Raw genomic sequence first — 23,600 nt, 5'->3', positions numbered from 1 at the left:
CTCACAAAAACTCCTTCACGCACTTCCACATAGATTCATAGGTGTACTCAAACCTCTTCGTCGTTATCTCAACAATAAACTCCTCTCTAAAGAAGTCTAAAAGGGAAGGGTTCTCAACTACCTCTGTGAACTTTTTAAGAGCTCTCTCAAACCTCTCACAAGCTCTTCTAAACTTTTCCAAAAAAGCCCCTCCTCAAGAACCTTTTTAAGGAACTTCCTATCCCTAACCCTCTCAAGGTTAACTATATCAACTTCCCTTAAGATGGGAAGTTCCTCAACGGCGTCGTAGAGTTTTAGAAAGTCCAAATCTGAAAGGCCGGGAGAGTAGACTGCAACGTCTATGTCTGAGGTTCTTGAGAACCTGTCTGACAGGATAGAGCCGAAGAAGATAATTAGAGAGTTTTCAGGGAGAACCCTCTCAAGGGCCCTCCCCACCATTTCCATATACTCCTGCTTTGAATACTTTTTAAGCTTCAAGTTTTATCCTTTCTTAGTTTTTGCCGGGCGGACTTCTCCAGTTTTAGGGTCGTATTCAATCCTTGGGAAGAGAATTCCCCCTTTCTCAACCTCTCTTCCAGGCTCTGTTCCTCCCCACTTCTCAAACTCAGAGGAGCAGAGCTCCTCAACTCTTTTGTCAAGCTTTAAGAGGTCTGCCATCTTTTGGGCAGATTCTGGCATGTATGGGTAAACAAAAGCAGTTATGAACCTTAAAGACTCAACCATGTTGTAGAGAACTCTGTCAAGCTCCTCTTTTCCCTCTTTGTTGAGCTGCCAGGGAGATCTTCTGTCTATGTAGTAATTGACAAAACTTACAAACTGCCAGATTTCGTCCAACGCCCTGGTAAGTTCAGCCCTTGGGATGAGCTCCTTCAGCGTTTCAAGGGTTGTAAGGGCTTTGTTCTTCAGCTTAACGTCAAGCTCTTCCTCAACCCCCTTAGGCTCAGGAACGACGCTCTTCCTGTACTTTTTAAGCATTGAGAGCGTCCTGTTAAACAGGTTACCAAGATCGTTTGCAAGCTCGCCGTTTATCCTGGCAACGAGCTTCTCGTATGAAAAGTCCCCGTCTAAACCAAAAGAGACTTCCCTAAACAGGAAGAATCTAACTTGGTCTACACCAAACTTTTCAACAAGCTGGAACGGGTCAACAACGTTCCCCTTAGACTTACTCATCTTCTCGCCTTCAACTGTCCACCAGCCGTGGGCGAATACCCTTTTTGGAACAGGCAGTCCGGCAGACATAAGAAAAGCAGGCCAATAGACGGCGTGGAACCTGAGAATGTCCTTTCCAACAAGGTGCAGATCTGCAGGCCAGTAACGGTTTAACCGCTCGGTGTCGTCTGGGTAGCCAACTGCCGAGAGGTAGTTTGTAAGGGCATCAAACCAGACGTAGATAACGTGTTTTTCGTTTATGGGAACGGGAATCCCCCAAGTAAAGCTCGTCCTTGAGATTGAGAGGTCTTTAAGACCTTGCTTAACGAAGTTTATTACTTCGTTTCTCCTAAACTCTGGAACTATGAAGTCTGGGTTTTTCTCGTAGAGCTCTAAAAGCTTGTCCTGATACTTACTGAGCCTGAAGAAGTAGCTCTCCTCCTTAACCCGAACAACTTCCCTCTTACAAACGGGACAGAGTTTCCCCTCTAAGAGGTCTTTCTCAGTGTAGTAGGCTTCACAGGGAATACAGTACCAACCCTCGTACTCGCCTAAGTAGATGTCTCCCTTCTTGTAACACTCCATAAAGATATGTTGAACGGCCTTTACGTGGTAAGGGTCTGTCGTCCTTATAAAGTGGTCGTAGGAAATGTTGAGTTTCTTCCAGAGCTCCTTAAACACAGGAACAAGAGAGTCAACGAACTCCTTCGGGGACATTCCCCTCTTTTCTGCTGCTTGCTGTATCTTCTGTCCGTGCTCGTCGGTTCCCGTTAAGAAGAAAACGTCTTTCCCGAGGAACCTGTTAAAACGGGCAACGATGTCTGCAGCAGTTGTCGTGTAGGCGTGCCCCAAGTGGGGTTTATCGTTAACGTAGTAGATTGGCGTTGTTACGTAGAATTTATTACTCAAGGCTTCCTCCCTTTAGACTGGGACGTTAAACTCCCTTAGAACTTCGTTAAGTGACGTTTTCTTATCGGTTGACTCTTTCCTCTTTCCAATTATCAGTGCACAGGGAATGTGATACTCTCCGGCAGGGAACTTCTTAACCCTCGTTCCCGGTATAACGACGCTTCTTGCAGGGACTCTTCCTCTATACTCAACAGGCTCGTCTCCGGTAACGTCAATAATCCTTGTTGAGGCAGTTATAACAACTCCTGCTCCGAGAACTGCCTCCTCCTCAATAATGGCTCCTTCAACGATGATGCACCTTGAACCGATAAAACAGTTGTCCTCAATAATTACAGGAGTTGCATTTGGTGGCTCTAAAACCCCACCGATTCCGACTCCACCTGAAAGGTGGACGTTCCTACCAATCTGGGCACAGGAGCCAACAGTTGCCCACGTGTCAACCATCGTCCCTGAGCCTACGTAAGCTCCGATGTTTACGTAAGAGGGCATAAGGATTGCACCGCTCTCTATAAAAGAACCGTAACGGGCAGTTGCAGGGGGAACAACGCGAACTCCAAGCTTCTCCCAACCTTTTTTCAAAGGAATCTTGTCGTAGTACTCAAAAGGTCCAACTTCCATAACCTTCATCTCAGAAATGGGGAAAAAGAGGAGAATAGCCTTCTTAACCCAATCGTTAACTTTCCAGTTTCCTACGCTAATCCTCTCGGCAACCCTTACCTTTCCCTTGTCAAGAAGGTCAATTACCTCTCTCACGGCCTCTTTGTACCTGTTATTCTTGAGGAGCTCCCTATTCTCCCACGCCTCCTCAATCATCCTTTTAAGCTGCTCCATTCCATAACCTCCCTGCAGTTTGTGAAGATTATCTTACAAAATTCAAAACTTGAAAAAACTTACCGATAATAGAAACTGGTAACCCGATTCTGGAGGAAGCTTTGATAGGAAAAATAGGGAATTCTCTTCCCTACTTGGATTTTGCCAACTACTCTCCAAGCGTTAACAGCCAGAGGAAGGAGTTACTCTCCCTTATCAGTAAAATGCCGGAGGAGATGAGAAAGAAAGCTTTAACTGAAATTAAGGCACTCTTTGCCCTCTCAAAAGCCCAAGAGGTTACTTACCAAACTATAATGACGCTGCTGAACTCTCTTAACCAGAACGCGGAGGGGAGCTCTATCAGCATATACGCTTAAAGGTTAAACTCAGCATATACAGGAGCGTGGTCTGAAGGGAGAAGACTTCCCTTCTTCTTTCTCGCCTCATAGTCTATATCACAGCTAATGCAGACGTCTAAAAGGGGTTTCGTTACAAAGATGTAGTCTATCCTTAATCCTCTGTGTCTTGAAAACGCTCCAGTCTCTATGTCAAACCAACTAAACTTCTGAACCTGCGGTTTTTTCTCCCTGAAAAGGTCGTATAGTCCAAAGGAAAGTAAATCCTCCAAGGCTTCTCGCTCGTCTTCCATAAAACCAGGCCTTCCCCTCCAAACGGTCGGGTCGTAAACGTCAATTTCTGAGCGGGCAACGTTAAAATCCCCCAAAACTATCAGAGGCTTTGAAGGAGAAAAGTTCTCGTTGAGGAAAACCTTCAGCTTAGTAAGGAAGTAGATTTTGTAGGCGTGTCTCTCTGTCCCTTTCTCTCCGCCCCTTGGAATGTAAATGTTTACAAGCGAAAAGTTTTCATAGTAAGCAGTTATCAACCTCTTTTCGTCGTCCTCTCCGTCAGGCCAGCCCTTAACTACCTTTTTAGGCTCCTCTTTTGAACAGACGGCAACTCCGTTGTAGGCCTTCTGGCCGTAAACGCTACAGTTATAACCTGCCTCTTTAAAGGCAGAAAACGGGTAGAGCTCCTCCTCGGTTTTTATCTCCTGCATCCCAAGGTAATCTACCAAATTTCCTTTAAGCCAATTAAGGACAAGGGGATAGCGAACTCTTATTGAATTGACGTTCCAGGTGGCAACTCTCATTACTTGAGACCTTTAAAGTTGTTTGCGAGGAGAACCCCGGCAGCCTCAATCTCAACCGCTATCCTGTCAAGTTTTTTATTAAAGATGTTATACATAACCACAGCAGGAATGGCCACCACTAAACCTAAGATCGTTGTAAGGAGAGCTTCAGCTACTCCTGCCGAGAGCTGCTGAGGGCTTCCTATTGCTCCCCCACCGGTTAAAACTCCAAATATTTTCACCATTCCAAGAACAGTTCCCAAAAGACCTAAAAGGGGCGAAATCGCCGCAGTTGTTGCAAGAAAGGGCATTCCCCTTTCAAGGTCTGAGAAACGCCTCCTTGCACTTACCTCAAAGGCGTGAAGAAAGTTCTCCCTCGTCGGCTCTCCAAGATTTTTAATAGTATCAAGGATTATCAGGGATAAGAAGCTCTTTCTCCTCTTACAGAGCTCCACAGCATCTCCCAAGTTCCCCTGCCTGAGGAAGTCAAGGAGAAGTTTTAAGTCATCCTTAGGGATTAAACGGTTCATCCTCAGAGTAATCAGCTTCTCTATAATTACCGCCAGAGCAACAACCGAAACGGCAAAAATCAGATAACCGACAACTCCTGCCTTCTGGAGAATTTCAAATCCCTCCATTACTCAAAAGCCTCTTGTGGTATTTTTCTTGCAAAAATCAGATAGGCCGTGTGTGCCGGCATCCTGTCTTCAGGTCTGAACCTGTCTGGAACGGTTTTATACTTTCTCAGTAGAATCTCTAAGACTTCTAAATCTATAAAGGGCATCTCCTCAATTTTCTTTAAAGTTTGTATTACCTGGTTAGCTGTAGGAACTAAAATACCCAAAAACCTTCCCGTTTTCAAAGCCCCGTAAGCCTTATCAAGGTAAAGCCAAGGTTCCCTTACGTCTAAAAAGAGAGCATCAGCTACTTCTCTCTCTTCAAATCCTTCAGAAATATCCCTATGTTTAACCTCAACCCTTGATTCAAGCCCGACCTTTCTCAGGTTTGAAAGGGCATTCTTTATAAACTCCTCCCTCTTCTCGTAGCTGATAACTTTACCTTTATCTCCAACAGCCTGAGCAAACACAGCGGTGAGAGCTCCACTTCCTATACCGCTCTCAATCACAGTATCTCCTGGTTTAACGTCAAGCTTTAAGAGTATGTAAGCTGCATCCTTTGGGTAAACAATCTGGGTTAATCTGTTGAGTTTAAACATAATAAACTCGTAAAGGGTACAGGGAAGAAGAAGGTAAGGATGCCCTTTATGGGTTTTAATAAGTGAACCGTAAGGCTTTCCTACAAGCTCTAAAAGCTCTATCTCGCCCTTTTCCGTGTTAAACTTACCTTTAGTTAGCGAAAGGTTCAGAAAATACCTCTTATTCTTCTCCAAATCCAGCAAAATAACCGTATCTGTCTCTTTAACTATCTCCATTTTTCCTCTTTTCCGAGAGCTTAACGATGAGTAACGTTTGACCTTTAAAAGCTACGTTGTATCTCAATCTATTTACCCGTTTTATCAGCTCAGGAGGTACTCCAAAACGGCGCGCTATTGTTGACAGCTTTTCCTTCTTTTTAGGAACGTAGACGTACATGTTTGAACTTTTCACATACTTCAGAACGGCGTAGTTTCCAATTAACGAAGCTGGCAGGTATACAGAATATCCCCTAGGAATGATTCCTCTCCTAAACTGTCTGTTAAAAGGTTTTAAGACTGAATAAGGAACCTTTAAAGCTCTTGCAATCCTGTAAAGTCTTGTTCTTGAAGCAACTTTTACGGTTACAAGCCTGTTCTCCGGCGCCTTTTTAAGAATACTGGAAGACTTAACAACAGAGAGGACTGCGTAGAATTTTGGAACGTATTCAAGAGTCTCATTCGGAAGTTTTGTTAAATCCCAAAACTGGTCAGCTCCGAGCTTCTCAAGTCGCTTTTTTATCGTTCCAGGACCTGCGTTGTAGGCGGCTATAGCAAGATCCCATCGGTGGAAGATGGAGTGGAGCTCCTTTAAATACTTAGCAGCAGCAACTGTAGACTTAACAACGTCAAACCTCTCATCTATAAACCAGTTCACCTTAAGTCCAAGCCTTCTGGCAGTTCCAGGCATCAGCTGCCAAAGGCCAGCAGCTCCAGCTTTTGAGACGGCTGAAGGATTACCGTTACTCTCAACGATTGCAAGGAGGGAGAGCTCTTCAGGAAGCCCTTCCCTCCTAAATATCTCTCTAACGGTTGGGTAAAAGAGCTTAAACGAGTTTACCTGAGAGAGAAGCTTAACCCTGTTCCACCTGTTCTTGTAGTAAGAGAGCCAAAACTGGAAAGAAGGTTTATCCCAAGGTATATCAAGAAGAGTATTACAGGAAGTATAAGAAAAGGAGCAGGAAGAGAGAAGTGAAGACTCCCTTTCAACAACACTCTTTAGATCTCCCCCGTAGGCCGGAAAGGTAAAGAGCAGGAAGAGGGAGAGGAACTTACGCATTATTCATAACCTCTTCCGGCATGTCAAAGTTAGAGTAAACTTCCTGAACGTCGTCAAGGTCTTCAAGAGCCTCAAGGAGTTTAAGAACTTTCAGGGCTGTTTCTCCCTCAACCTTAGTGGTTGTTGTCGGAATGAGGTCAAGCTTTGCCTCTTCAACCTCTACTCCTGCATCTATTAGGCCTTTACGAACAGTCTCAAGGTCTGAGGGCTGAGTATAAACAACGAACTTACCGTCCTCAGTAACGATATCTTCAGCTCCAGCATCAAGTGCTGCAAGCATTACAGTCTCTTCGTCATAACTATCTGCAGGAATAACAATAACTCCTTTTCTCTCAAACATCCAAGAAACACATCCAGAAGTTCCAAGGTTTCCGCCGTGTTTTGAGAAGGCGTGTCTCACTTCTGCAGCTGTTCTGTTCCTGTTGTCGGTTAAACACTTAACGATTATTGCAACTCCGCCGGGACCGTAACCTTCGTAAGTAACCTCTTCAAACGACTCTCCAGCTATCTCTCCAGTTCCCCTCTTTATAGCCCTCTCTATGTTCTCCTTCGGCATGTTGAACTTACGGGCTTTCTCTATTGCCGCTCTAAGCCTCGGGTTGGTTTCAGGGTCGCCTCCCCCCTCTCTTGCTGCAACTGTTATCTCCCTTGCAAGTTTCGTAAAGATTTTTCCCCTTTTGGCGTCTTGAGCTGCCTTTTTATGACGAATGTTTGCCCATTTGGAATGACCGGCCATTGTTCAACCTCCCTAATCAGATTACTGGCGGAGAATATAGACTCTTTCCCTTACGGTTCAACGCCGGTAAAGACAAGCTTTGCGTGTTTTACACCTTTAAGGGACGTTATCCGGTCTGCAAGCTCCTTAATCTCCTTTACCTTTCCCTTAACGGCAACTATCTCTAAACAGTGGTGGTGGTCTATGTGAATGTGCATCGTTGAAATTATGTTATCAAGGTAGCTGTGCTCTGTTTCCGTAATCTTCTCGGCAAGCTCTTTCTGGTGGTGGTCGTAAACGATCGTTAAAGTCCCAAATGCAAAACTCTCGGGCTTTAAATCCTTCTCTATAAGGGCTGAACGTATTAGGTCTCTAACGGCTTCGGAGCGGTTAACGTAACCTTTCTCCTCTATGAAGGAATCAAACTTCTCAAGAAGCTTCTCATCTATTGAAACTGTAAAACGAACTATCCTTCCCAAGGCTTAAACCTCTTAAACGATCTTATTTTAAAGTTTACACCAAGCCTCTCGGCAAACTCCTCAAAGGATTTTCTGTTAAATCCCGGGTAGTCTACGGCAGTAATTACAACGTTGAATCCCTTCTCTTTGGCATTTTTGATAAACGAGAGGAGCTCCTCCCAGCTTCCCTCTCCAAATTTCGGACGAACTACCCTGTAATATTCTTCCGGAGTTGAAGCGTTAACACTTATGCTGAAGGTATCCACCAAACCTTTCAGTTCGTCTAAAACGTTCTTGTTTCCCGTTATCAGATAGGCAAGCCCACAGGTATCTACTCTTATGGGAACCTCCTTAGAAAACTTTTTTATCCACTGGGCAACTTTTTTCAGAACCTCATACCTCTCAAAAGGCTCACCGTAACCGCAGAAAACGATTTCACTGTAAACCCTCGGATTCTTTATCCTATACATGTATTCCTCAGCTATCGGCTCCCTGCTGAGGTTGAGGTGGTAGCCCAGTATGTAGTTCTCAGTTCCTCTAAAACAGAACTTACAGTTACAGGGACACTTGGTTGTAAGGTTTATGTAGAGCTTATTACCTACCTGATATGCAAGCCTCTCTTTCCTCTCCTCTTGAGTCAGAGGAAGGCTAAAGAGCCTTTTTGCGTTAACGGTTGTTATCCTGTCTACATCTTTAAAAGAAAGCCCTAAAACTCTGGCAACGGTCATTGCCACGTAGGCCACGTATGGGGGCTTATTCCTTTTACCGCGAACCGGTTGAGGAGCAAGATAAGGGGAATCCGTTTCTATCAACAACCTTGAAGATGGAACGTATTTAAGAGTTTCCCTAAGCCCTTCGTTTTTAGGGTATGTAACGGGGCCTGCGTAAGAGATAAAAAGGCCTGCATCTAAAGCAGCCTCTAAAAGTTCCTTCTCTCCACTGAAACAGTGAATAACTCCCTTGACGCCTTCAAAGTGTTTCTTTATAAACTCCGCCATCTCCTTAGCAGCACTCCGAGTGTGAATTATTACAGGTAAGTTTAACTCCTTAGCTGCTTCTACCTGCATCAGGAAGATTTCATACTGCTTCTCTTTCGGAGAGAGGTTCCTGTAGAAGTCAAGCCCCATCTCTCCAAGGGCTACAACTTTGGGGCTTTTGGCAAGTTCAATTAGTCTGTCGTAATCCTTTTCTGAGTACTCTTTCGCCTCGTGGGGGTGAATACCGACAGAAGCGTAGATATTTTTTCCCTGTTGAGCAACGAATATCGCCCTTTTACTGTCTTCAAGGTCACACCCAACGGTAATAACGGCGTCTAACTTTTCCTCACACTCTTTTACAACCTGGTTCCTGTCCTCATCAAACTGCGGAAAGTGAAGGTGGGCATGGGTATCTATCAATTCTTCCTCCACTTAAGAACCGAGTCAAAACCGGCTGAGCGGAGCTCCTTCTGGATAACCCTCGCCTGATGAAGGGAATCAAAGTAGCCTACGATAACCTTTACGTATCTACTCTCAAAGATTGTTTTAGACTGGAACCCTTTCTCGTTAAGTTCCTTGGCCAACTTAATGGCATTTGCCTTATTCTTAAAGACACCAACCTGAAGGTAGTACTTCTTTGTATTGGAGGTTTTCTCCTTTACCTGAGACATTTTCTTAGCAACTTCCTGCGTTTTTAATTTACTCTCCTTCACAATTTTCTCAGTAGCTAAAACGGTTTCAGTCTTTTTTTCCTGTTTGTTTTCAACCGTCTCAGCAGACTTCTCCTGAGGCTTTACTTCTTCTTTTTTAGGAACTTCCTGCTGGGTAGCTTTCTGCTCTACTGTTTCAGTTCCCTTTTCAGAGGAAGCTTCCTTTTGAGAAGTCTCAGGTTGACCTACAACCTTCTCCTCAACAGGCTCAGGCCTTGAAACGGGAGTTATCCTTGAAAGGGTCTTTATGAGCTGCCTCTTCTGAATCTCACAGACCTTTTTCTCCTCTTCAATACCTGACCCCTTCCCCACGTAGTATCCAACTCCATAGGCAAAAGCAAGAAGAACTGCAGTAATAACGGCAATAATGACTTGAACCCTCCTCTCTCCTTCCATTACATCCTCCTTGGAGCTTTAACGTTTAATATACCAAGACCGACCTCAAGGGTTTTCCTCACCCCCTCAACCAGGTAGAGACGGGCTGAGGAGAGCTCCCTGTTCCCCTCATCAACTACCCTGTGCTTGTTGTAGAAACGGTGAAGGGCAGAGGCCAACTCTATGAGATAGTAGGTTAACCTGTGGGGCTCTCTCTTTAGGGCAGCCTGCTGAAGCTCATACTTGAGGCTGTAGCACCTAAGTATAAGCTCTCTCTCCTCTTCTGTGTTTAATAGGTTTAAGTGTTCGGCCGAAGGCTTAAAGCCTCTCTCTTCGGCTTTATCCAAAACGCTGCAGAGCCTTGCGTGGGCATACTGAACGTAGTATACGGGGTTTTCACTCTTCGTTGAGATTGCAAGGTCTAAGTCAAAGTCTAAAGGGGTATCGTGGCGCTTTAAAAAGAAGAAGAAACGGACGGCATCAACCCCAACCTGATCTATGAGCCACTTAAGAGGAATAAAGTTCCCCTTCCTCTTTGACATCTTTATCTCTTCACCGTTCCTGAACAGTTTTACAAGCTGTATCAGGATAATCTCCAACCAGTCCGGGTCTTTACCGAGGGCGGCAATGGCGGCCTTAACCCTCTGGATGTAGCCGTGGTGGTCTGCTCCCCAGATGTCTATACCCCTATCGTAACCCCTTTCTATCTTGTTGTAGTGGTAGGCTATGTCTGAAGCAAAGTAGGTGTACTCACCGTTTGACCTGAGCACAACTCTATCTTTGTCGTCTCCGAAAAGGGTGGTTTTGAGCCAAAGAGCTCCCTCCTTCTCGTAGATATAACCCTTTTCTCCCAAGATTTTAAGAACTTTTTCAACCTCTCCTTTTTCGTAGAGCTCCCTCTCACTAAACCAGTTGTCAAACTCTACCCGGAGCTCCTTCAAGTCCTCCTGAATCCACTTTAAAAGCTCCTCTTTTCCGAACTCTGCAGCTATCTCAACTGCCTTGTCCTCTGGGAGCCCTAGAAGGTCTGGCTTCAGCTCAAGGAGTTTCTCGGCAAGTTCCTTTATGTAGTTCCTGCCCCATATCTCAACTTCGCCGGAGTAGGCATCTTCAGGAAGGGTAACCTTCTCTCCCTTAAGCTCTTTTGCCCGAAGGTAAATGGAAAGGCCTAAGAGCTTTATCTGCCTTCCGGCATCGTTAATGTAGAACTCCCTCTCAGGTCTATACCCGGTCAGCTTCATAACCCTGTAAAGGACGTCACCGACAACAGCTCCCCTTCCGTGACCAACGTGTAAAGGCCCCGTAGGGTTTGCAGAAACGTATTCAAGGAGAACTTTTTTCCCTTTTCCGATATCTGAAACGTAGAAATTGGTCTCAACAACGGACTTCAATACTTCAGCGTAAAAAGACTGGGAAAGCTTAAAGTTTATAAACCCTCCACCGGCAACCTCTACGCTCTCAAAGTCTTCTATTCCTTTCAAAACCCTTACTATCTCTTCAGCCACAGACCTTGGAGACTGCCCCACTGATTTTGCAAGAAGGAAAGCAACGTTTGTTGCAATATCACCAAACTCTTTCCTCTTAGGCTTTTCAAAAGATGCCCTTTCAACGTTGGCTACAACATCATCTCCGTAAACCTTTCTTACCGCCTCTGTCACTCTCTCTTTAACAAACTCTTTCATCCCTACCGCCTTTTCTTCTAAAAAGTTTCGGCCTGAATTATATTTCAACTCTGATAAAATAGAGCCACTTTTAAGAGGAGGAATCCTATGGGCAGTAAAGACTACAAAGAGACACTCAACCTTCCAAAGACAGAATTCCCTATGAGGGGAAACTTACCCAAGAAAGAACCTGAACTACTCGAGAAGTGGATTAAGATCGAACTATACAGAAAGTTAATAGAAGAACATAAGTGTGACGAGCAGTTCATTCTCCACGACGGACCACCTTACGCCAACGGCCACATCCACATAGGCCACGCTCTAAACAAAATACTGAAGGACATAGTTGTTAAGTCAAAAGCTATGCAGGGCTACCAGACACCTTTCGTTCCCGGGTGGGACTGCCACGGTTTACCTATTGAGAGAGCAGTCTTTAAGAAGATAAAGAAGAGGAAAGACGAAGTTGACCCGTTAGAAGTGAGAAAACTCTGCAGAGAATATGCCCAGCAGTGGGTAAATACTCAAAGGGAAGAGTTTATAAGGTTAGGGGTTTTAGGTGACTGGGAGAACCCTTATATAACTATGGATCCAAAGTACCAGGCAGACATCGTTAGGGAGCTGGGGAAGTTCTACGAGAAAGGCTTAGTTTACAGAGCAAAGAAGCCGGTTTACTGGTGTCCAAGCTGCGTTACTGCTCTGGCAGAGGCCGAAATTGAGTATGGAGACGAAACCTCTCCCTCTATCTACGTTGCATTTCAGGTAAAAGACGGCAGAGGCATCCTCCCTGAGAACTCCTACCTCGTTATCTGGACTACTACCCCCTGGACGCTTCCTGCAAACGTTGCTGTTGCCGTGAACCCGGAGCTCTCCTACTCAGTTTTAAGGTCAGAGGACAAGAACTACTTGGTTGCAACGGAGCTTCTTGAAGATTTTAAGGAGAAAACGAAAGTTGAAGGAGAAATCGTTAAAGAGGTTAAGGGTACAGAACTTGAGGGAATAACCTATTCTCACCCCTTCGTTGAGAGGGAGGGTCAGGTAGTCCTTGCAGACTACGTAGCCTCGGATACGGGAACGGGACTCGTCCACATAGCTCCTGGCCACGGTGAAGAGGATTACCAAGTTGGCCTAAAGTATCAGCTTCCGGTAATCGTTCCAGTTGACGACTACGGAAGGTTTACAGACGAAGCCCCGGAATGGCTCAGGGGAATGAAGATCTGGGACGCAAACGGCGTCATTATTGAAAAGTTGAAAGAGCTGGGGAACCTTCTCTACGCCGGCAAGATTACCCACTCCTACCCCCACTGCTGGAGGTGTAAGGGTAAAGTTATTTTCAGGGCAACTCCACAGTGGTTCATAGCAATGGACAAGGGAAACCCGACACTGAGACAGGTTGCCCTCTCCGAGATTGACAAAGTCCAGTGGATTCCAGAGTGGGGAAGGGTAAGGATAAGGAACATGGTTGAACAGCGCCCCGACTGGTGTATTTCAAGGCAGAGAATTTGGGGAGTTCCCATCGTAGCTTTCTACTGTAAAAACTGTAGTGAAGTTGTTTACTCTAAGGAGATTGCTGACAGGGTAGCCGGCATCTTTGAAAAGGAATCTGCAGACGCTTGGTATGAAAAGAACTCTGAAGAACTCCTTCCTGAAGGTTTTACCTGTCCCAAGTGTGGAGGAAAGGAGTTTGATAAGGAGATGGACATCTTAGACGTCTGGTTTGACTCCGGCTCATCCCATGCTGCCGTCCTTGAGAGGAGGCCGGAGCTCTCCTGGCCTGCTGATCTCTACTTAGAAGGCTCAGACCAGCACAGGGGTTGGTTCCAAGCAAGCCTTTTAGAGTCCTGCGGAACAAGAGGGAGAGCTCCCTACCGTTCAGTCCTTACTCACGGCTTTACGCTGGACGAGAAAGGCTACAAGATGAGCAAGTCTTTGGGGAACGTAATCTCCCCGTTAGACGTCGTTAAGAGATACGGGGCAGACATATTAAGGCTCTGGGTTGCAAGTGAGAACTTTACGGAAGACGTAAGGATTTCAGACAACATCCTGAAGAAAGTCAGCGATGTCTATAAGAAAATAAGGAACACGATCAGGTTTATGCTGGGGAACCTTTCAGACTTCACGCCTAATAGAGCCCTCCCCTACGAGGAGCTCTCAGAGATTGACAAGTGGGCTATAAACAGGTTCCAACAGTTTGCAAACGAAGTTATTAACGACTACAACAACTACAGATTTAACAGAATATTCAGGCGTGTTTACGAATACTGCTCCGTTGAGCTCAGTTCAATTTATTTAGACATAAGCAAGGATACCCTTTACTGCGAGCACCCAGAGTCCAAAAAGAGAAGGAGCACCCAAACGGCCATATACAGGATACTTTACGGTCTCATAATCCTTATTGCTCCTATCCTCTCCTTTACAGCCGAAGAAGCCTACAGCCACATACCCGGATCTGAAAAAGAGTCGGTCTTCTTAGAGGAATTTCCGCCTGTGTGTGATGATTTAGACGAGGAGATTCTCAAAAAGTGGAACAGGCTCATTGAGATAAAGGGAGTTGTAAACAAAGCACTTGAAACAGCAAGGAAAGAAGGAGTTATCAGCCATTCTTTAGAGGCTGCAGTTAAAGTCTACGCAGATGGAGAAGACTACAAACTTTTAAAGGAATACGAGAAGGAGCTCCCCTTCATATTCATCACATCTCAGACAGAGGTTCTACCCTACGAGGGAGCTCCGGAAACGGCAGTGGAGCTTGAGGAGGTTAAAGGAGTAAAAGCCGTTGCGGAAAGGGCAAAAGGTGAGAAGTGTCAGAGGTGCTGGATATACAGTGAGACGGTAGGAAAGGACAAAGAATATCCGGACGTCTGTGAGAGGTGTGCAAGGGTCTTAAGGGAGTTAGAAGGGTAATGAGGTATAGGTTAAAGGAGCTCCCCCCTTCCGACAGGCCGAGGGAGAAGATGTTAGAGCTTGGAGTAGAAAACCTCACAGATTCCGAGCTCATAGCGATTCTCCTTAGGACTGGAACCAGCGGCAAAAACGCCGTTGATCTGGCGAGGGAGCTCCTTAAATACTTTGGCGGAGTAGACAACCTCTCAAAGGCATCAGTTGAGGAACTCAGCTCCTTTAAAGGCCTTGGAAAGGCAAAGGCGATAACCCTAAAGGCGGCCTTTGAGCTCTCAAAACGGGTAAGGGTAACAAAGAGGGAGAGGATAACCTCTCCCCAGGAAGCATACGAGGTTTTAAAACCGTTCAGCTTCAAAGAGAAGGAGCACTTTGGAGTTTTAACTCTCAACAGGAAAGGCTTTCTTATAAACGTTCACGTTATCTCTGTAGGAGGAACTGGAAAAGTATCGGCAACTCCAAAGGAGGTCTTCAACCCTGCCGTTCGGGATCTGGCTGAGGCCGTTATCCTCTTCCACAACCACCCGTCAGGAGACCCAACTCCCAGCAGCGAGGATATTAAAGTCACACGAAAGCTCATAGAGGCCGGAGAGTTAATAGGTATAGAGGTTTTAGACCACATAGTTCTCGGAAAAGAGAGTTTTGTAAGCCTTAAAGGAGAAAACTTTGTTTAGGAGAGAGATACTCCAAAGGTTTAAAGGAAAGAAGATACTCGTAATCGGCGACTACATGGTAGATGAATATATAAAGGGAACAGTTGAAAGGATATCTCCGGAAGCTCCCGTTCCCGTTGTTGAAGCAAAAGGAGTAACCCTGAAACCGGGAGGAGCTGCAAATGTAGTTGCGAACGTTATAGCCCTTGGCGGCTACGCCGTTCCTCTGGGAGTTGTGGGAAACGATGGAGCAGGAGAGAGGTTGAGGGAGCTCCTAAAGAAAATCGGCGTTGAAACGGATACCCTCATAACAGACACCTCACGGCCTACGACACGGAAGACTCGAATAGTTGCAGGTTCCCAGCAGCTACTGAGGGTTGACTGGGAGAGCCGAGACTACCTTCCTGAAGAGATTGAAAAACAAGTGATATCCTTCCTTAATACAAACTACAAGGAGTTTGACGCTATTATCATCTCAGACTACGGCAAGGGGGTGGTAACAAGAGAGCTCTTCAAATTCACGGGAAAGATAAAGGAAAAAATCCCCATTTTCTTAGACCCTAAGGAGAAGAACTTTCCCATCTACACAGACGTTACGGCAATGACCCCCAACATAAAAGAGACAGCACAGGCCGTTGGAGTAACCCCAACCACCAAAGAGGAAACGGAGAGGGCAGGGAAGCTACTGATAGAGAGGTATAAGCTTAACTACGCAGTTATTACGAGAAGCGAAAAAGGACTCTCAATAGTCACAAAAAAGGAAACGAAACACATACCGACACGGGCAAAGCAGGTTTTTGACGTAACCGGTGCAGGAGACACGGTAATAAGCGCCTTTGCCCTGTCGGTTGCTGCCGGAGCTCGTCCCTTTGAAGCCGGAGAGATAGCAAACCTTGCAGCAGGAGTAGTTGTAGGAAAACTCGGAACTGCAACTGTAACGGTTGAGGAGATAGAAGAGGCGGCAAAGTTCTTAGGGTTAATAGATTAGAGGAGAGGTATGCTCTGCAAAATATGTAAATCAAAGGGTAAGAGGAACAAAGCCGTTATTTACCTTAAACACCACAGGCTTGCCCTCTGTAAAGAGCACTTCGTTGAATGGTTTGAAAAGCAGGTTCAGAAAACGGTAAAACAGTTCAAAATGTTCTCACGTAAAGAAAAAGTAGCCGTTGCAGTATCCGGAGGTAAAGACAGTCTTTCCCTATGGCTTGCACTCCACAGGTTGGGATACGAGACCTACGGCTTTCACATAAACTTAGGAATAGAAGGATGGAACTACTCAGAAAAGTCGGCCGAAATCTGCAGGAAATTCTCTGAAAGAATAGGAAGGCCGCTAATAGTGTTTAACCTTAAGGAAGAGTTCGGCTACACGATAGAAGAGATAGCTAAAGGAACAGGAAGAAAAGACGTCTGCTCCGTCTGTGGAACTTTCAAAAGGTATTTAATGAACAAAATCTCAAAAGAGCACGGTTTTACCGTAGTTGCCACGGGACACAACTTAGACGACGAGTCGGCACTCTTACTCTCAAACACAATGCGGTGGGAGATAGGCTACCTCGGAAGGCAGTATCCCGTCCTTCCTGAAGAAGGAGGCTTTGTAAGGAAAGTAAAGCCTTTCTGCTTCCTTACAGAGAAGGAAACAGTTAGCTACGCAATAGTGAATAAAATAGAGTTTATGGAAACGGGCTGCCCAAATGCAAAAGAGGCAACCTCAAAGCTCTACAAACAGGCCTTAGCCTTCTTGGAACACGAAATGCCCGGAACTAAGCTCCGCTTCTACAAGGAGTTTCTTAAGAAAGCAAAACCATTATTTGAGAAGGAACTTAAAGAAAAACTTGAGCTGAACGAGTGTAATGTGTGTGGGATGCCAACAACAGCTCCCGTATGTTCAGTTTGCAGGACTCTTGAGAGGTTGAGAAAAGAATGTTAAAGGTTGGAAAGATTGAATACTTAAACACGGTTCCCGTCTACTACGGATTTCTAAAGGGAGTTGTTGACAGCAGCGGCATTGAGTTTGTTGAAGACGTTCCCTCTGAGTTAAACAGGCTCTTAAACGAAGGCTTCTTAGACGTGTCGGTAGTTTCGTCTTACGAATACATCCAGAACAGTAAAAAATACTTGTTACTTCCAGACCTTTCAATATCGGCAGAAAGGAGAGTCGTAAGCGTCCTCTTCCTCTCAACAGTCCCGATCCACCAGCTCCACAGGAAAGACGTATGGATAACCAGAAGTTCTATGACCTCAAAGGAGCTCCTCAAATACCTTCTCCGGGAAGTCTACGGAGTTGAACCAAACTTCTACTACTACTCAATGAAGGAGAACTCACTCCCCAAAAATCCAAGGGCTGTTCTATCAATAGGAGACGACGCTCTGAAACTGATGAGAATGAAGAAATTTCCTTTTATATATGACTTGGCGGAGGAGTGGTTTAACCTAACAGGATTTCCCTTCGTTTTTGCCCTCTGGGCAGTAAGAAAAGACAGCTACACTAAGAAACGGGAAGAAGTTCAAGAGTTTTACAGGAAACTCATAAAGTCAAGGGATTACGGAAAAAAACACTACAGTGATATATGTAGGGAATACGCTCCTAGGTTGAATCTCTCAGAGAAGATGTGCAAAAACTACTTGAACTGCCTCAGATTCCACCTATCTGAATTAGAGCTGAAATCCTTAAAACTGTTCTCTGAGAAAATAAACAAACCTTTTAGCCCCCAGTTTATAGAAACATAAGCCTGTGGTAGAGCTCCTCCCTTTCCTTTTCATCCTCTAAGCGAGAAACGATAAGCTCAACAAGTTCCTTGTAGTCTCCGCTTTTCCACTCCTCAAGGGCATCTTCCAAAACCGGAAGTGCCATTATTCCAAAGTAGTCAGAGAGTATTTCAAGAGCCTTCTCTCTCTTCTCTTCTGTAAACTCCTCTAATTCTTCCTCTTCTCTCTTTTCAGGAGAAGACTCAGAAAGGAAGAGAGAGGAAAGAAGCGGAGAAAGCTGTTCCCTAAGCGTTTCTTTTGTATTATCCGGCAGCCCTTCAAGAAGGTTGTCAAGGAAGCTTTCAACCCCTGACGAGTTTAAAAGAGCTTCATCTATAACAAGAGAAGATGCAACGCCGAAGTAAGGATTGAGGATTTTAAGGAGCTCCTCTCTAACAGCATCGGGGATTGAGAGAACACCTCTCTGCAGAGAAACCTTCCTTTTAACACCGCTCTTTAAACGCTCTACAACGTACCTGTGGAACTGGGCAACAGCTGAATCAATATCTGTACCTTCCTCAACATCTCTTTCCAATCTCTTTATGGAAAGGCCATCTTTAAAAATGTTAGAAACAACTTTCCCACTCTTCTTGTAGTATTCAGTCTGAACGTGGAAAATAGAACCGCCTAGCCTGATATTCTCGTTGTAAGAAACGGCCATTCCCTCTTCTCCCAATTAGGCGATATGTGGTAGGATTATTCTACCACCAAAGTAATATTGGGAGACATTATGGAACTAAGGGGTGATTTCTCCTCTTACTCAGAGATCCTTGACCTACTTCAGATAGTAAGTATAGGTAAAAAAACAGGGGAGGTTCTCCTTAACAGCAACGAAGAAAGTATAAGTCTACAGCTAAAATACGGAAAAGTTATAAACTTCAAAACAAATGTTCCTTTTTTAGAGGATCTAAGAGAGAGAATAGAGAAGGGTGAACTATCCCTAGCGGAAGCTATTAAGTTCATTCTCCACTATGTTTCAATGTGGGATAAGGGAAGGTTTTCCTTCTTAGAAAAAGAAGTTAAAACAGAGCCGATTGGAGAAATAGACACAATTGCTGTCATGATGGACTTTACAAAAGAACAGGACGAACTGGGAGAGAAACTCAAGGAATTTTTCAAAAAAGATTTGGTATTTGAACTCTCTGAGAGTTTATCAGAGCCGATAACCATAGATCCGGAGAGCTGGAAGCTTTTATCGCTCCTGTCTAAGAGAAATAGCCTTGTTAAGGCTATCTTCCGGAGGGCAAACTCGTTTAAAAGTGGCTTAGAAAAGGTATATGCACTAAAGGAGAAAGGGCTCATTAGAGAAACTGAAGAAATTTCCAAGCCAACTATAAAAGAAAAAACTAGCTTTGTTAATCCAGAAGTTTTTAAAAGAATAGGAGAACTCTTAGTAGAAGCAATGGGACCAATGGGTGAATTCCTGGTTGAGGAAACATTAGAAGATATGGATATAACAAGACTTCCTGTAAACAGGATAGACACTTTCGTTGATAACTTGATAGAGAAAATTCCTGATACTTGTTTAATAGAAGGAGAAAGCTGTAGAGAAAGGCTTAAGGATGAAATTACACTTCTTTTAAGAGGAGGAAATGATGAAGGTTAAAAACGTAAGTATCTCTCAAAAAGTTCTCCTCGTTTTTGCAATAGTTGTCACACTTGCAACGGTTTCCTTTCTCCACCTCCTTGATAAGAACTACCAACAACAGCTGGTAAAAGAAGGAAGGTTAATTGCACAACAGGTTATTATCTTCAGGCGCTGGGTTGCTGGTTTTGGAACAGTTTGGACGAAGGACAAATACAATCCGGATACGGGATACCTGGTTGCCCTTGACGCTCAAAACGGGGTTTTAAAAAGTTACAGAACAGATGAAGTCCTCCAAAACGTTGAAGAAGTCCACTTCTACGCCCATAACCCCGCTCTGGCAACGAGGGAACTCTCCAAGCTAACAAACATAGAATACGGCTGGGGTTTTAAAGCAGTTTCCGACAGATACCTTTCACCAACGGACAAACCGGACAAGTGGGAAGAGAAAGCTATAGAGAAAATCAAAGAAGCTTTCAAAAAGGGAAATACTGGTGGAGAGTTTTGGGGTTGGGATGGCAATAAGTTCCGCTTTGCAAAAGCTTTAAAAGTTGAAAAGGGATGTCTTAAGTGCCACGGAGCTCCAGACCAAGTTGATCCTGTTTTTAAAAAGGCAATCATCGCAAAGTATGGAGAAGAAGCCTTTAAGAGGGCCTCTGGTTACAAAGAGGGAGAGCTCCGGGGTATCATCAGCGTAACAATAGTTCCTCCTAGCCTCTTAGGAACAGCAATTGATCTGATAGATATCTGGAACTTCCTTGCACTCCTCATAGCATTTGTAATCTTCTGGTACTTTGCTAAGAACGAGATTATTAAACCAATTGAAAAACTTACTCAAGCAGCCCACGATATCAGCGTCGGAAAGTTGGACGTAGACTTAGGAGTTAGAGGACTTAAAGAGGAAGACATTAAAGACGAGATAACAAAACTTGCAATCGCAATAGACAGGCTGAGGGCAAGTATACAGATAGCAATGGAGAGGCTTAGAAAGAGGAAGAAATAACTGAAACTAAAAACGTTAACATAAGGCCGCCTTCGGGCGGCCTTTTCATTTGGAGGATGTATGGTTCCCTTCTTAAGAGAGAGGAGAGAGCTCATAAAAGTGGGAAGGATAGCTTTTGAAGCCGGGCTTACTGATACCCACGGCGGAAACATCAGTATGAGGGTGGGTGACTATATCCTAATAAAGCGCTCAGGAAAGATGTTGGGATACCTAAAAGAGGAAGATTTTGTTCTAACGACGTTAACGGAAAACCCTGAGCTTGACAAATTTGCCTCTATGGAACTGGTTGTTCACAGAGAAGTTTACAGAGCGAACGAAAAGGTTAAGGTAATACTTCACACGCACTCTCCGTTTACAGTCGCCTGTTCACTAAAGGTCGACAAGATAGTTCCTGCAGATTCGGAAGGGAAACTCCTACTGGGAAAAGTTCCAGTTGTGAAGGCTAAAAAAGTGGTTTCATCCCCTGAAGTCGCCCAAAAACTCTCAAAAATCCTCAAAGAACACCCTGTTGCCGTTGTCTACAGCCACGGTCCATTTGCAGCTGCTAAAACCCCGGAAGAAGCCCTGATGTTCATCTCTGCCCTTGAAAACTCCTGTAAAATTCTTGCTACACTAAAAAACCTTTAAGGAGAGCTCCTTGGAGTGGAACTTTCAGGAAATCTGCATAATTGGTTTAGGATTAATAGGAGGCTCCTTTGCCTTAAACCTTAAGCTTAAAGGATTCCCCGGAAAGATAACAGCAGTTGACATAAACCCTGAAGCAATTGAAAAAGGGCTTGAACTTGAGTTTATAGATAGCGGAAGCATTAAACACTCTATAGTTTCAAGCGCCGACCTCGTAGTAATAGCAACACCGGTAGGCGTTTACGAAAAAGTAATAGAACAGATTAAACCCTACATAAAAAGGGGAACAATAGTAACAGACCTTGGAAGCGTTAAAGGAGAATTGGTTATAAAGTGTGAAGAACTCCTTGAGGGAACTGCTCCCTTTGTTGGTGGACATCCTATAGCCGGAACGGAAAAATCGGGAGTTGAAAACGCTGTAGAAAACCTGTTTGTAAACGCCAAATTCATAGTTACTCCCACAGAGAGAACAGACCCGAAAGCTCTTGAAAAGATAAAGAAACTCTGGAAGAACTTAGGATCTAAAGTTATTGAGATGGATCCCTTTTACCATGACAAGGTATTTGCCGCAGTTAGTCACCTACCCCACGTAGTTGCCTACTCAATAGTTGCAGCCATAGACCGACTTTCCGAAGAAGTTAAGCTTAACCTGTTTGACTACACAGGGGGAGGCTTTAAAGACTTTACGAGAATAGCAATGAGCGACCCGATAATGTGGAGGGACATCTGTATAGCAAACAGAAAAAACCTGCTAAAGTCACTTAAAACGTTTAAATCTGCACTTGAAGAGGTTGAAAAGCTCATAGAGTCTGAAAACAGAGAGGGACTAAGGGAGTTTTTCCAAAGAGCAAAGGAGAAAAGGAGTATTGTTAAATGAGAGAGATATACCCAAAGTTAGGATACAGGAACAGAAAGCTCTACTTTGAGGAAATTCCCCTTAGAGAAGTTGCAGAGTCTATCGGAACTCCCGTCTATGTTTACAGCAGAGGAGCACTAGAACACTGGTTCAGAGAGTTTGACTCTGCTTTCTCAGGAATTCCTCACACAACTTGTTTCGCCGTTAAATCAAACTCCAACGTTCACGTTCTAAAGGTCTTAAAGGAGCTTGGAGCAGGAGCAGACACAGTTTCCGTAGGCGAGATCTTCAGAGCTCTAACAGCTGGAATAGACCCGAAAAAGATCGTCTTTGCAGGGGTTGGGAAGAGGGAAGATGAGCTCCTTTTTGTCATTGAGAGGGAGATTCTAATGGTTAACGTTGAGTCTGAAGGGGAGCTCTACACCCTTGAACGGGTAGCAGAGAGGCTGGGAAAGAGAGCTCCCTTCGCTATAAGGGTAAACCCAAACGTTAACCCAAAAACCCACCCCTACATCTCAACGGGGCTCAAAGAGGCTAAGTTTGGCGTAACCTTTGAAAAAGCCCTTGACCTCTACAGGTATGCAAAGGAAAGTAGATGGCTTAACCCAGTAGGAGTTCACTTCCACATAGGCTCTCAGATAACGGACGTCTCAGTTTTTGGAGAAGCTGCAAGAAAAGTTGCAGATTTCGTTAAGGAACTCCACTCTTTAGGTCTTGAAATAGAATACTTTGATGCCGGCGGAGGTCTTGGAATAAACTACAGACCTGACGAAGAGCCTATCCCCTCAAGAAGATTGGCAGACGAAGTAACTCCAGTAATTAAGTCCCTCGGATGCCACCTTATCTTAGAGCCGGGAAGGAGGATAAGCGGAAATGCCGGTGTTCTCATAACAAAAGTTCTCTACGTAAAGAGGAGAGGGAACAAAACCTTCTACATTGTAGACGCCGGAATGAACGACATTGCAAGGCCTGCACTTTACGGAGCTTACCACCACATTGTTCCAATTGAAGAAAAAGGAGGGGAAACGGTAGTTGCAGATGTTGTAGGTCCTATATGTGAAACAGGAGATATCATTGCAAAGGAGAGGGAACTTCCACTCCTAAAAGAAGGAGACTACATAGCAGTTTTAAGTGCAGGAGCCTACGGGTTTACGATGGCCTCAAACTACAACTCAAGGCCAAGGCCTGCCGAAGTTCTTGTTGAAGGAGAAAACTTTAGGACTATAAGGCAAAGGGAAACCCTTTCAGACCTTATAGCGAGGGAGTTTTAAACTTTTCTGCCAATAGAGAGAAAAACAGGATACTCCCTTCCGCTTTTCTTGATTGAGAAGATTACCTTAAACTCCAGAGGTTCTATTCCAGCTGACCTCATATACCTTTCAAGCTCCTCCCTTTCAAAACCGAAGTGGTAGACGCCAGTGTTATCTGAGTGGAAAGAGCCGTCCTCCTTAACAAGGTCGGCAACGGCAACAAAACCTTCCGGGTTTAAAACCGAAGAGAACCAGTTAAAGAGCTTCTGAATTTCCCTAACGTGGTGGAGAGACATACTGGAGACAATTAAATCAACAGGCTCTCCCAAGCAAACTTTATCATAGGAACCCAAAACAGGTTCCACATTTGAAGCACCAAGTTTTTCTACCTTTTCCTTTAAAACTTCAAACATACCTTTAGAGTTATCTAACGCATAGACTTTAGAAACAAACGGAGCTAAGAAAAACGTTAAAAGCCCCGTTCCCGCTCCAAAATCAAGAACAACCCAGTCTTTGGAAACTGGAGCAGAGGAGACAATAACCTCTCCAATCTTTCTTGCCGTTTCTACTCTGTGGGTTTTTGAGTCCCACTCCTTGGCTACCCTGTCAAAAATGTTCATACTTCCTC

Annotated in this window: 26 protein-coding genes; 11 read left to right on the top strand and 15 right to left on the bottom strand. The window is 44.6% G+C overall.

The window, feature by feature from the left end:
* Position 1: 1 nt before the first annotated feature.
* Genes ACZ424_RS00685 through ACZ424_RS00670 form a run of 4 tightly spaced genes read right to left on the bottom strand, consistent with a single transcriptional unit; the run spans position 2 to position 2,889 of the window.
* On the bottom strand, positions 2-181 hold the full coding sequence (locus ACZ424_RS00685; RefSeq protein ID WP_464904598.1) for a hypothetical protein: 180 nt from the start codon (positions 179-181) through the stop codon (positions 2-4).
* On the bottom strand, positions 118-477 hold the full coding sequence (locus ACZ424_RS00680) for a nucleotidyltransferase family protein (protein ID WP_464904597.1): 360 nt from the start codon (positions 475-477) through the stop codon (positions 118-120). Before ACZ424_RS00680 ends, ACZ424_RS00685 begins: the two co-directional genes overlap by 64 nt.
* A gap of 3 nt (positions 478-480) precedes the next feature.
* Positions 481-2,058, bottom strand: coding sequence for a methionine--tRNA ligase (gene metG / locus ACZ424_RS00675; protein ID WP_464904596.1), 1,578 nt, complete (start codon positions 2,056-2,058; stop codon positions 481-483).
* A gap of 12 nt (positions 2,059-2,070) precedes the next feature.
* Complete coding sequence (locus ACZ424_RS00670; RefSeq protein WP_464904595.1) at positions 2,071-2,889, bottom strand: 2,3,4,5-tetrahydropyridine-2,6-dicarboxylate N-succinyltransferase; 819 nt, start codon at positions 2,887-2,889, stop codon at positions 2,071-2,073.
* A 101-nt stretch (positions 2,890-2,990) separates the two neighbouring features.
* On the opposite strand from ACZ424_RS00670, the gene ACZ424_RS00665 reads away from it, so the two are divergent.
* Complete coding sequence (locus ACZ424_RS00665) at positions 2,991-3,245, top strand: hypothetical protein (RefSeq protein WP_464904594.1); 255 nt, start codon at positions 2,991-2,993, stop codon at positions 3,243-3,245.
* Here the strand turns inward: ACZ424_RS00665 and xth are convergent.
* The 9 genes from xth to argS are packed head-to-tail and all read right to left on the bottom strand — an operon-like array spanning position 3,242 to position 11,385.
* Positions 3,242-4,018, bottom strand: coding sequence for an exodeoxyribonuclease III (gene xth / locus ACZ424_RS00660; protein ID WP_464904593.1), 777 nt, complete (start codon positions 4,016-4,018; stop codon positions 3,242-3,244). The two genes, ACZ424_RS00665 and xth, sit on opposite strands and share 4 nt — an antisense overlap.
* Positions 4,018-4,635 carry a MotA/TolQ/ExbB proton channel family protein gene (locus ACZ424_RS00655; protein ID WP_464904592.1) on the bottom strand — a complete coding sequence of 206 codons (618 nt, stop codon included), beginning with the start codon at positions 4,633-4,635 and terminating at the stop codon, positions 4,018-4,020. Before ACZ424_RS00655 ends, xth begins: the two co-directional genes overlap by 1 nt.
* Positions 4,635-5,429: a tRNA (adenine-N1)-methyltransferase gene (locus ACZ424_RS00650; RefSeq protein WP_464904591.1), complete on the bottom strand. Its 795-nt coding sequence runs from the start codon at positions 5,427-5,429 to the stop codon at positions 4,635-4,637. The genes ACZ424_RS00655 and ACZ424_RS00650 overlap by 1 nt, the downstream gene beginning before the upstream one ends.
* Positions 5,416-6,468, bottom strand: coding sequence for a lytic transglycosylase domain-containing protein (locus ACZ424_RS00645; RefSeq protein ID WP_464904590.1), 1,053 nt, complete (start codon positions 6,466-6,468; stop codon positions 5,416-5,418). Before ACZ424_RS00645 ends, ACZ424_RS00650 begins: the two co-directional genes overlap by 14 nt.
* Entirely contained in the window at positions 6,461-7,204 is a 744-nt protein-coding gene (locus ACZ424_RS00640; protein WP_464904589.1) for a YebC/PmpR family DNA-binding transcriptional regulator, read from the bottom strand. Before ACZ424_RS00640 ends, ACZ424_RS00645 begins: the two co-directional genes overlap by 8 nt.
* Positions 7,205-7,254: 50 nt before the next feature.
* Positions 7,255-7,662 (bottom strand): nickel-responsive transcriptional regulator NikR, encoded by a 408-nt coding sequence (gene nikR / locus ACZ424_RS00635; protein ID WP_464904588.1) that lies wholly within the window; start codon positions 7,660-7,662, stop codon positions 7,255-7,257.
* Positions 7,650-9,038 carry a YchF/TatD family DNA exonuclease gene (locus ACZ424_RS00630; protein WP_464904587.1) on the bottom strand — a complete coding sequence of 463 codons (1,389 nt, stop codon included), beginning with the start codon at positions 9,036-9,038 and terminating at the stop codon, positions 7,650-7,652. The genes nikR and ACZ424_RS00630 overlap by 13 nt, the downstream gene beginning before the upstream one ends.
* Complete coding sequence (locus ACZ424_RS00625) at positions 9,035-9,724, bottom strand: SPOR domain-containing protein (protein WP_464904586.1); 690 nt, start codon at positions 9,722-9,724, stop codon at positions 9,035-9,037. The genes ACZ424_RS00630 and ACZ424_RS00625 overlap by 4 nt, the downstream gene beginning before the upstream one ends.
* Entirely contained in the window at positions 9,724-11,385 is a 1,662-nt protein-coding gene (argS, locus tag ACZ424_RS00620; RefSeq protein ID WP_464904585.1) for an arginine--tRNA ligase, read from the bottom strand. Before argS ends, ACZ424_RS00625 begins: the two co-directional genes overlap by 1 nt.
* Before the next feature lie 87 nt (positions 11,386-11,472).
* Here argS and ileS point away from each other — a divergent pair, with 87 nt between their 5' ends.
* Genes ileS through ACZ424_RS00595 form a run of 5 tightly spaced genes read left to right on the top strand, consistent with a single transcriptional unit; the run spans position 11,473 to position 17,636 of the window.
* Entirely contained in the window at positions 11,473-14,262 is a 2,790-nt protein-coding gene (gene ileS, locus ACZ424_RS00615; protein WP_464904584.1) for an isoleucine--tRNA ligase, read from the top strand.
* On the top strand, positions 14,262-14,930 hold the full coding sequence (gene radC / locus ACZ424_RS00610) for a RadC family protein (protein ID WP_464904583.1): 669 nt from the start codon (positions 14,262-14,264) through the stop codon (positions 14,928-14,930). Before ileS ends, radC begins: the two co-directional genes overlap by 1 nt.
* Positions 14,923-15,897: a D-glycero-beta-D-manno-heptose-7-phosphate kinase gene (gene rfaE1 / locus ACZ424_RS00605; protein ID WP_464904582.1), complete on the top strand. Its 975-nt coding sequence runs from the start codon at positions 14,923-14,925 to the stop codon at positions 15,895-15,897. The genes radC and rfaE1 overlap by 8 nt, the downstream gene beginning before the upstream one ends.
* 9 nt (positions 15,898-15,906) lie before the next feature.
* Entirely contained in the window at positions 15,907-16,836 is a 930-nt protein-coding gene (locus ACZ424_RS00600) for a TIGR00269 family protein (protein ID WP_464904581.1), read from the top strand.
* The gene (locus ACZ424_RS00595; protein ID WP_464904580.1) at positions 16,830-17,636 is read left to right on the top strand and encodes a menaquinone biosynthetic enzyme MqnA/MqnD family protein; all 807 of its coding nucleotides are present in this window, start codon (positions 16,830-16,832) and stop codon (positions 17,634-17,636) included. Before ACZ424_RS00600 ends, ACZ424_RS00595 begins: the two co-directional genes overlap by 7 nt.
* Here ACZ424_RS00595 and ACZ424_RS00590 read toward each other — a convergent pair.
* Positions 17,623-18,315, bottom strand: a complete 693-nt coding sequence (locus ACZ424_RS00590; RefSeq protein ID WP_464904579.1) for a hypothetical protein — start codon at positions 18,313-18,315, stop codon at positions 17,623-17,625. The two genes, ACZ424_RS00595 and ACZ424_RS00590, sit on opposite strands and share 14 nt — an antisense overlap.
* A gap of 69 nt (positions 18,316-18,384) precedes the next feature.
* Between ACZ424_RS00590 and ACZ424_RS00585 the strand changes: the two genes are divergently transcribed.
* From ACZ424_RS00585 to lysA, 5 genes are read left to right on the top strand one after another with little or no spacing between them, the layout of a single operon-like run.
* Positions 18,385-19,260 (top strand): DUF4388 domain-containing protein, encoded by an 876-nt coding sequence (locus ACZ424_RS00585; protein WP_464904578.1) that lies wholly within the window; start codon positions 18,385-18,387, stop codon positions 19,258-19,260.
* Entirely contained in the window at positions 19,247-20,242 is a 996-nt protein-coding gene (locus tag ACZ424_RS00580) for a c-type heme family protein (RefSeq protein WP_464904577.1), read from the top strand. Before ACZ424_RS00585 ends, ACZ424_RS00580 begins: the two co-directional genes overlap by 14 nt.
* A gap of 60 nt (positions 20,243-20,302) precedes the next feature.
* Positions 20,303-20,869 (top strand): class II aldolase/adducin family protein, encoded by a 567-nt coding sequence (locus tag ACZ424_RS00575; protein ID WP_464904576.1) that lies wholly within the window; start codon positions 20,303-20,305, stop codon positions 20,867-20,869.
* Positions 20,870-20,879: 10 nt separating this feature from the next.
* The gene (locus ACZ424_RS00570) at positions 20,880-21,743 is read left to right on the top strand and encodes a prephenate dehydrogenase (protein ID WP_464904575.1); all 864 of its coding nucleotides are present in this window, start codon (positions 20,880-20,882) and stop codon (positions 21,741-21,743) included.
* On the top strand, positions 21,740-22,993 hold the full coding sequence (gene lysA, locus ACZ424_RS00565; protein WP_464904574.1) for a diaminopimelate decarboxylase: 1,254 nt from the start codon (positions 21,740-21,742) through the stop codon (positions 22,991-22,993). The genes ACZ424_RS00570 and lysA overlap by 4 nt, the downstream gene beginning before the upstream one ends.
* On the opposite strand, the gene ACZ424_RS00560 is transcribed toward lysA, so the two are convergent.
* Complete coding sequence (locus tag ACZ424_RS00560; RefSeq protein ID WP_464904573.1) at positions 22,990-23,592, bottom strand: class I SAM-dependent methyltransferase; 603 nt, start codon at positions 23,590-23,592, stop codon at positions 22,990-22,992. The two genes, lysA and ACZ424_RS00560, sit on opposite strands and share 4 nt — an antisense overlap.
* Positions 23,593-23,600: the final 8 nt, after the last annotated feature.

The sequence above is a fragment of the Thermovibrio ruber genome (assembly GCF_055380895.1).
Note: the sequence above shows the minus strand (reverse complement) of the source record. Positions and strands in the feature narration are given on the sequence as shown.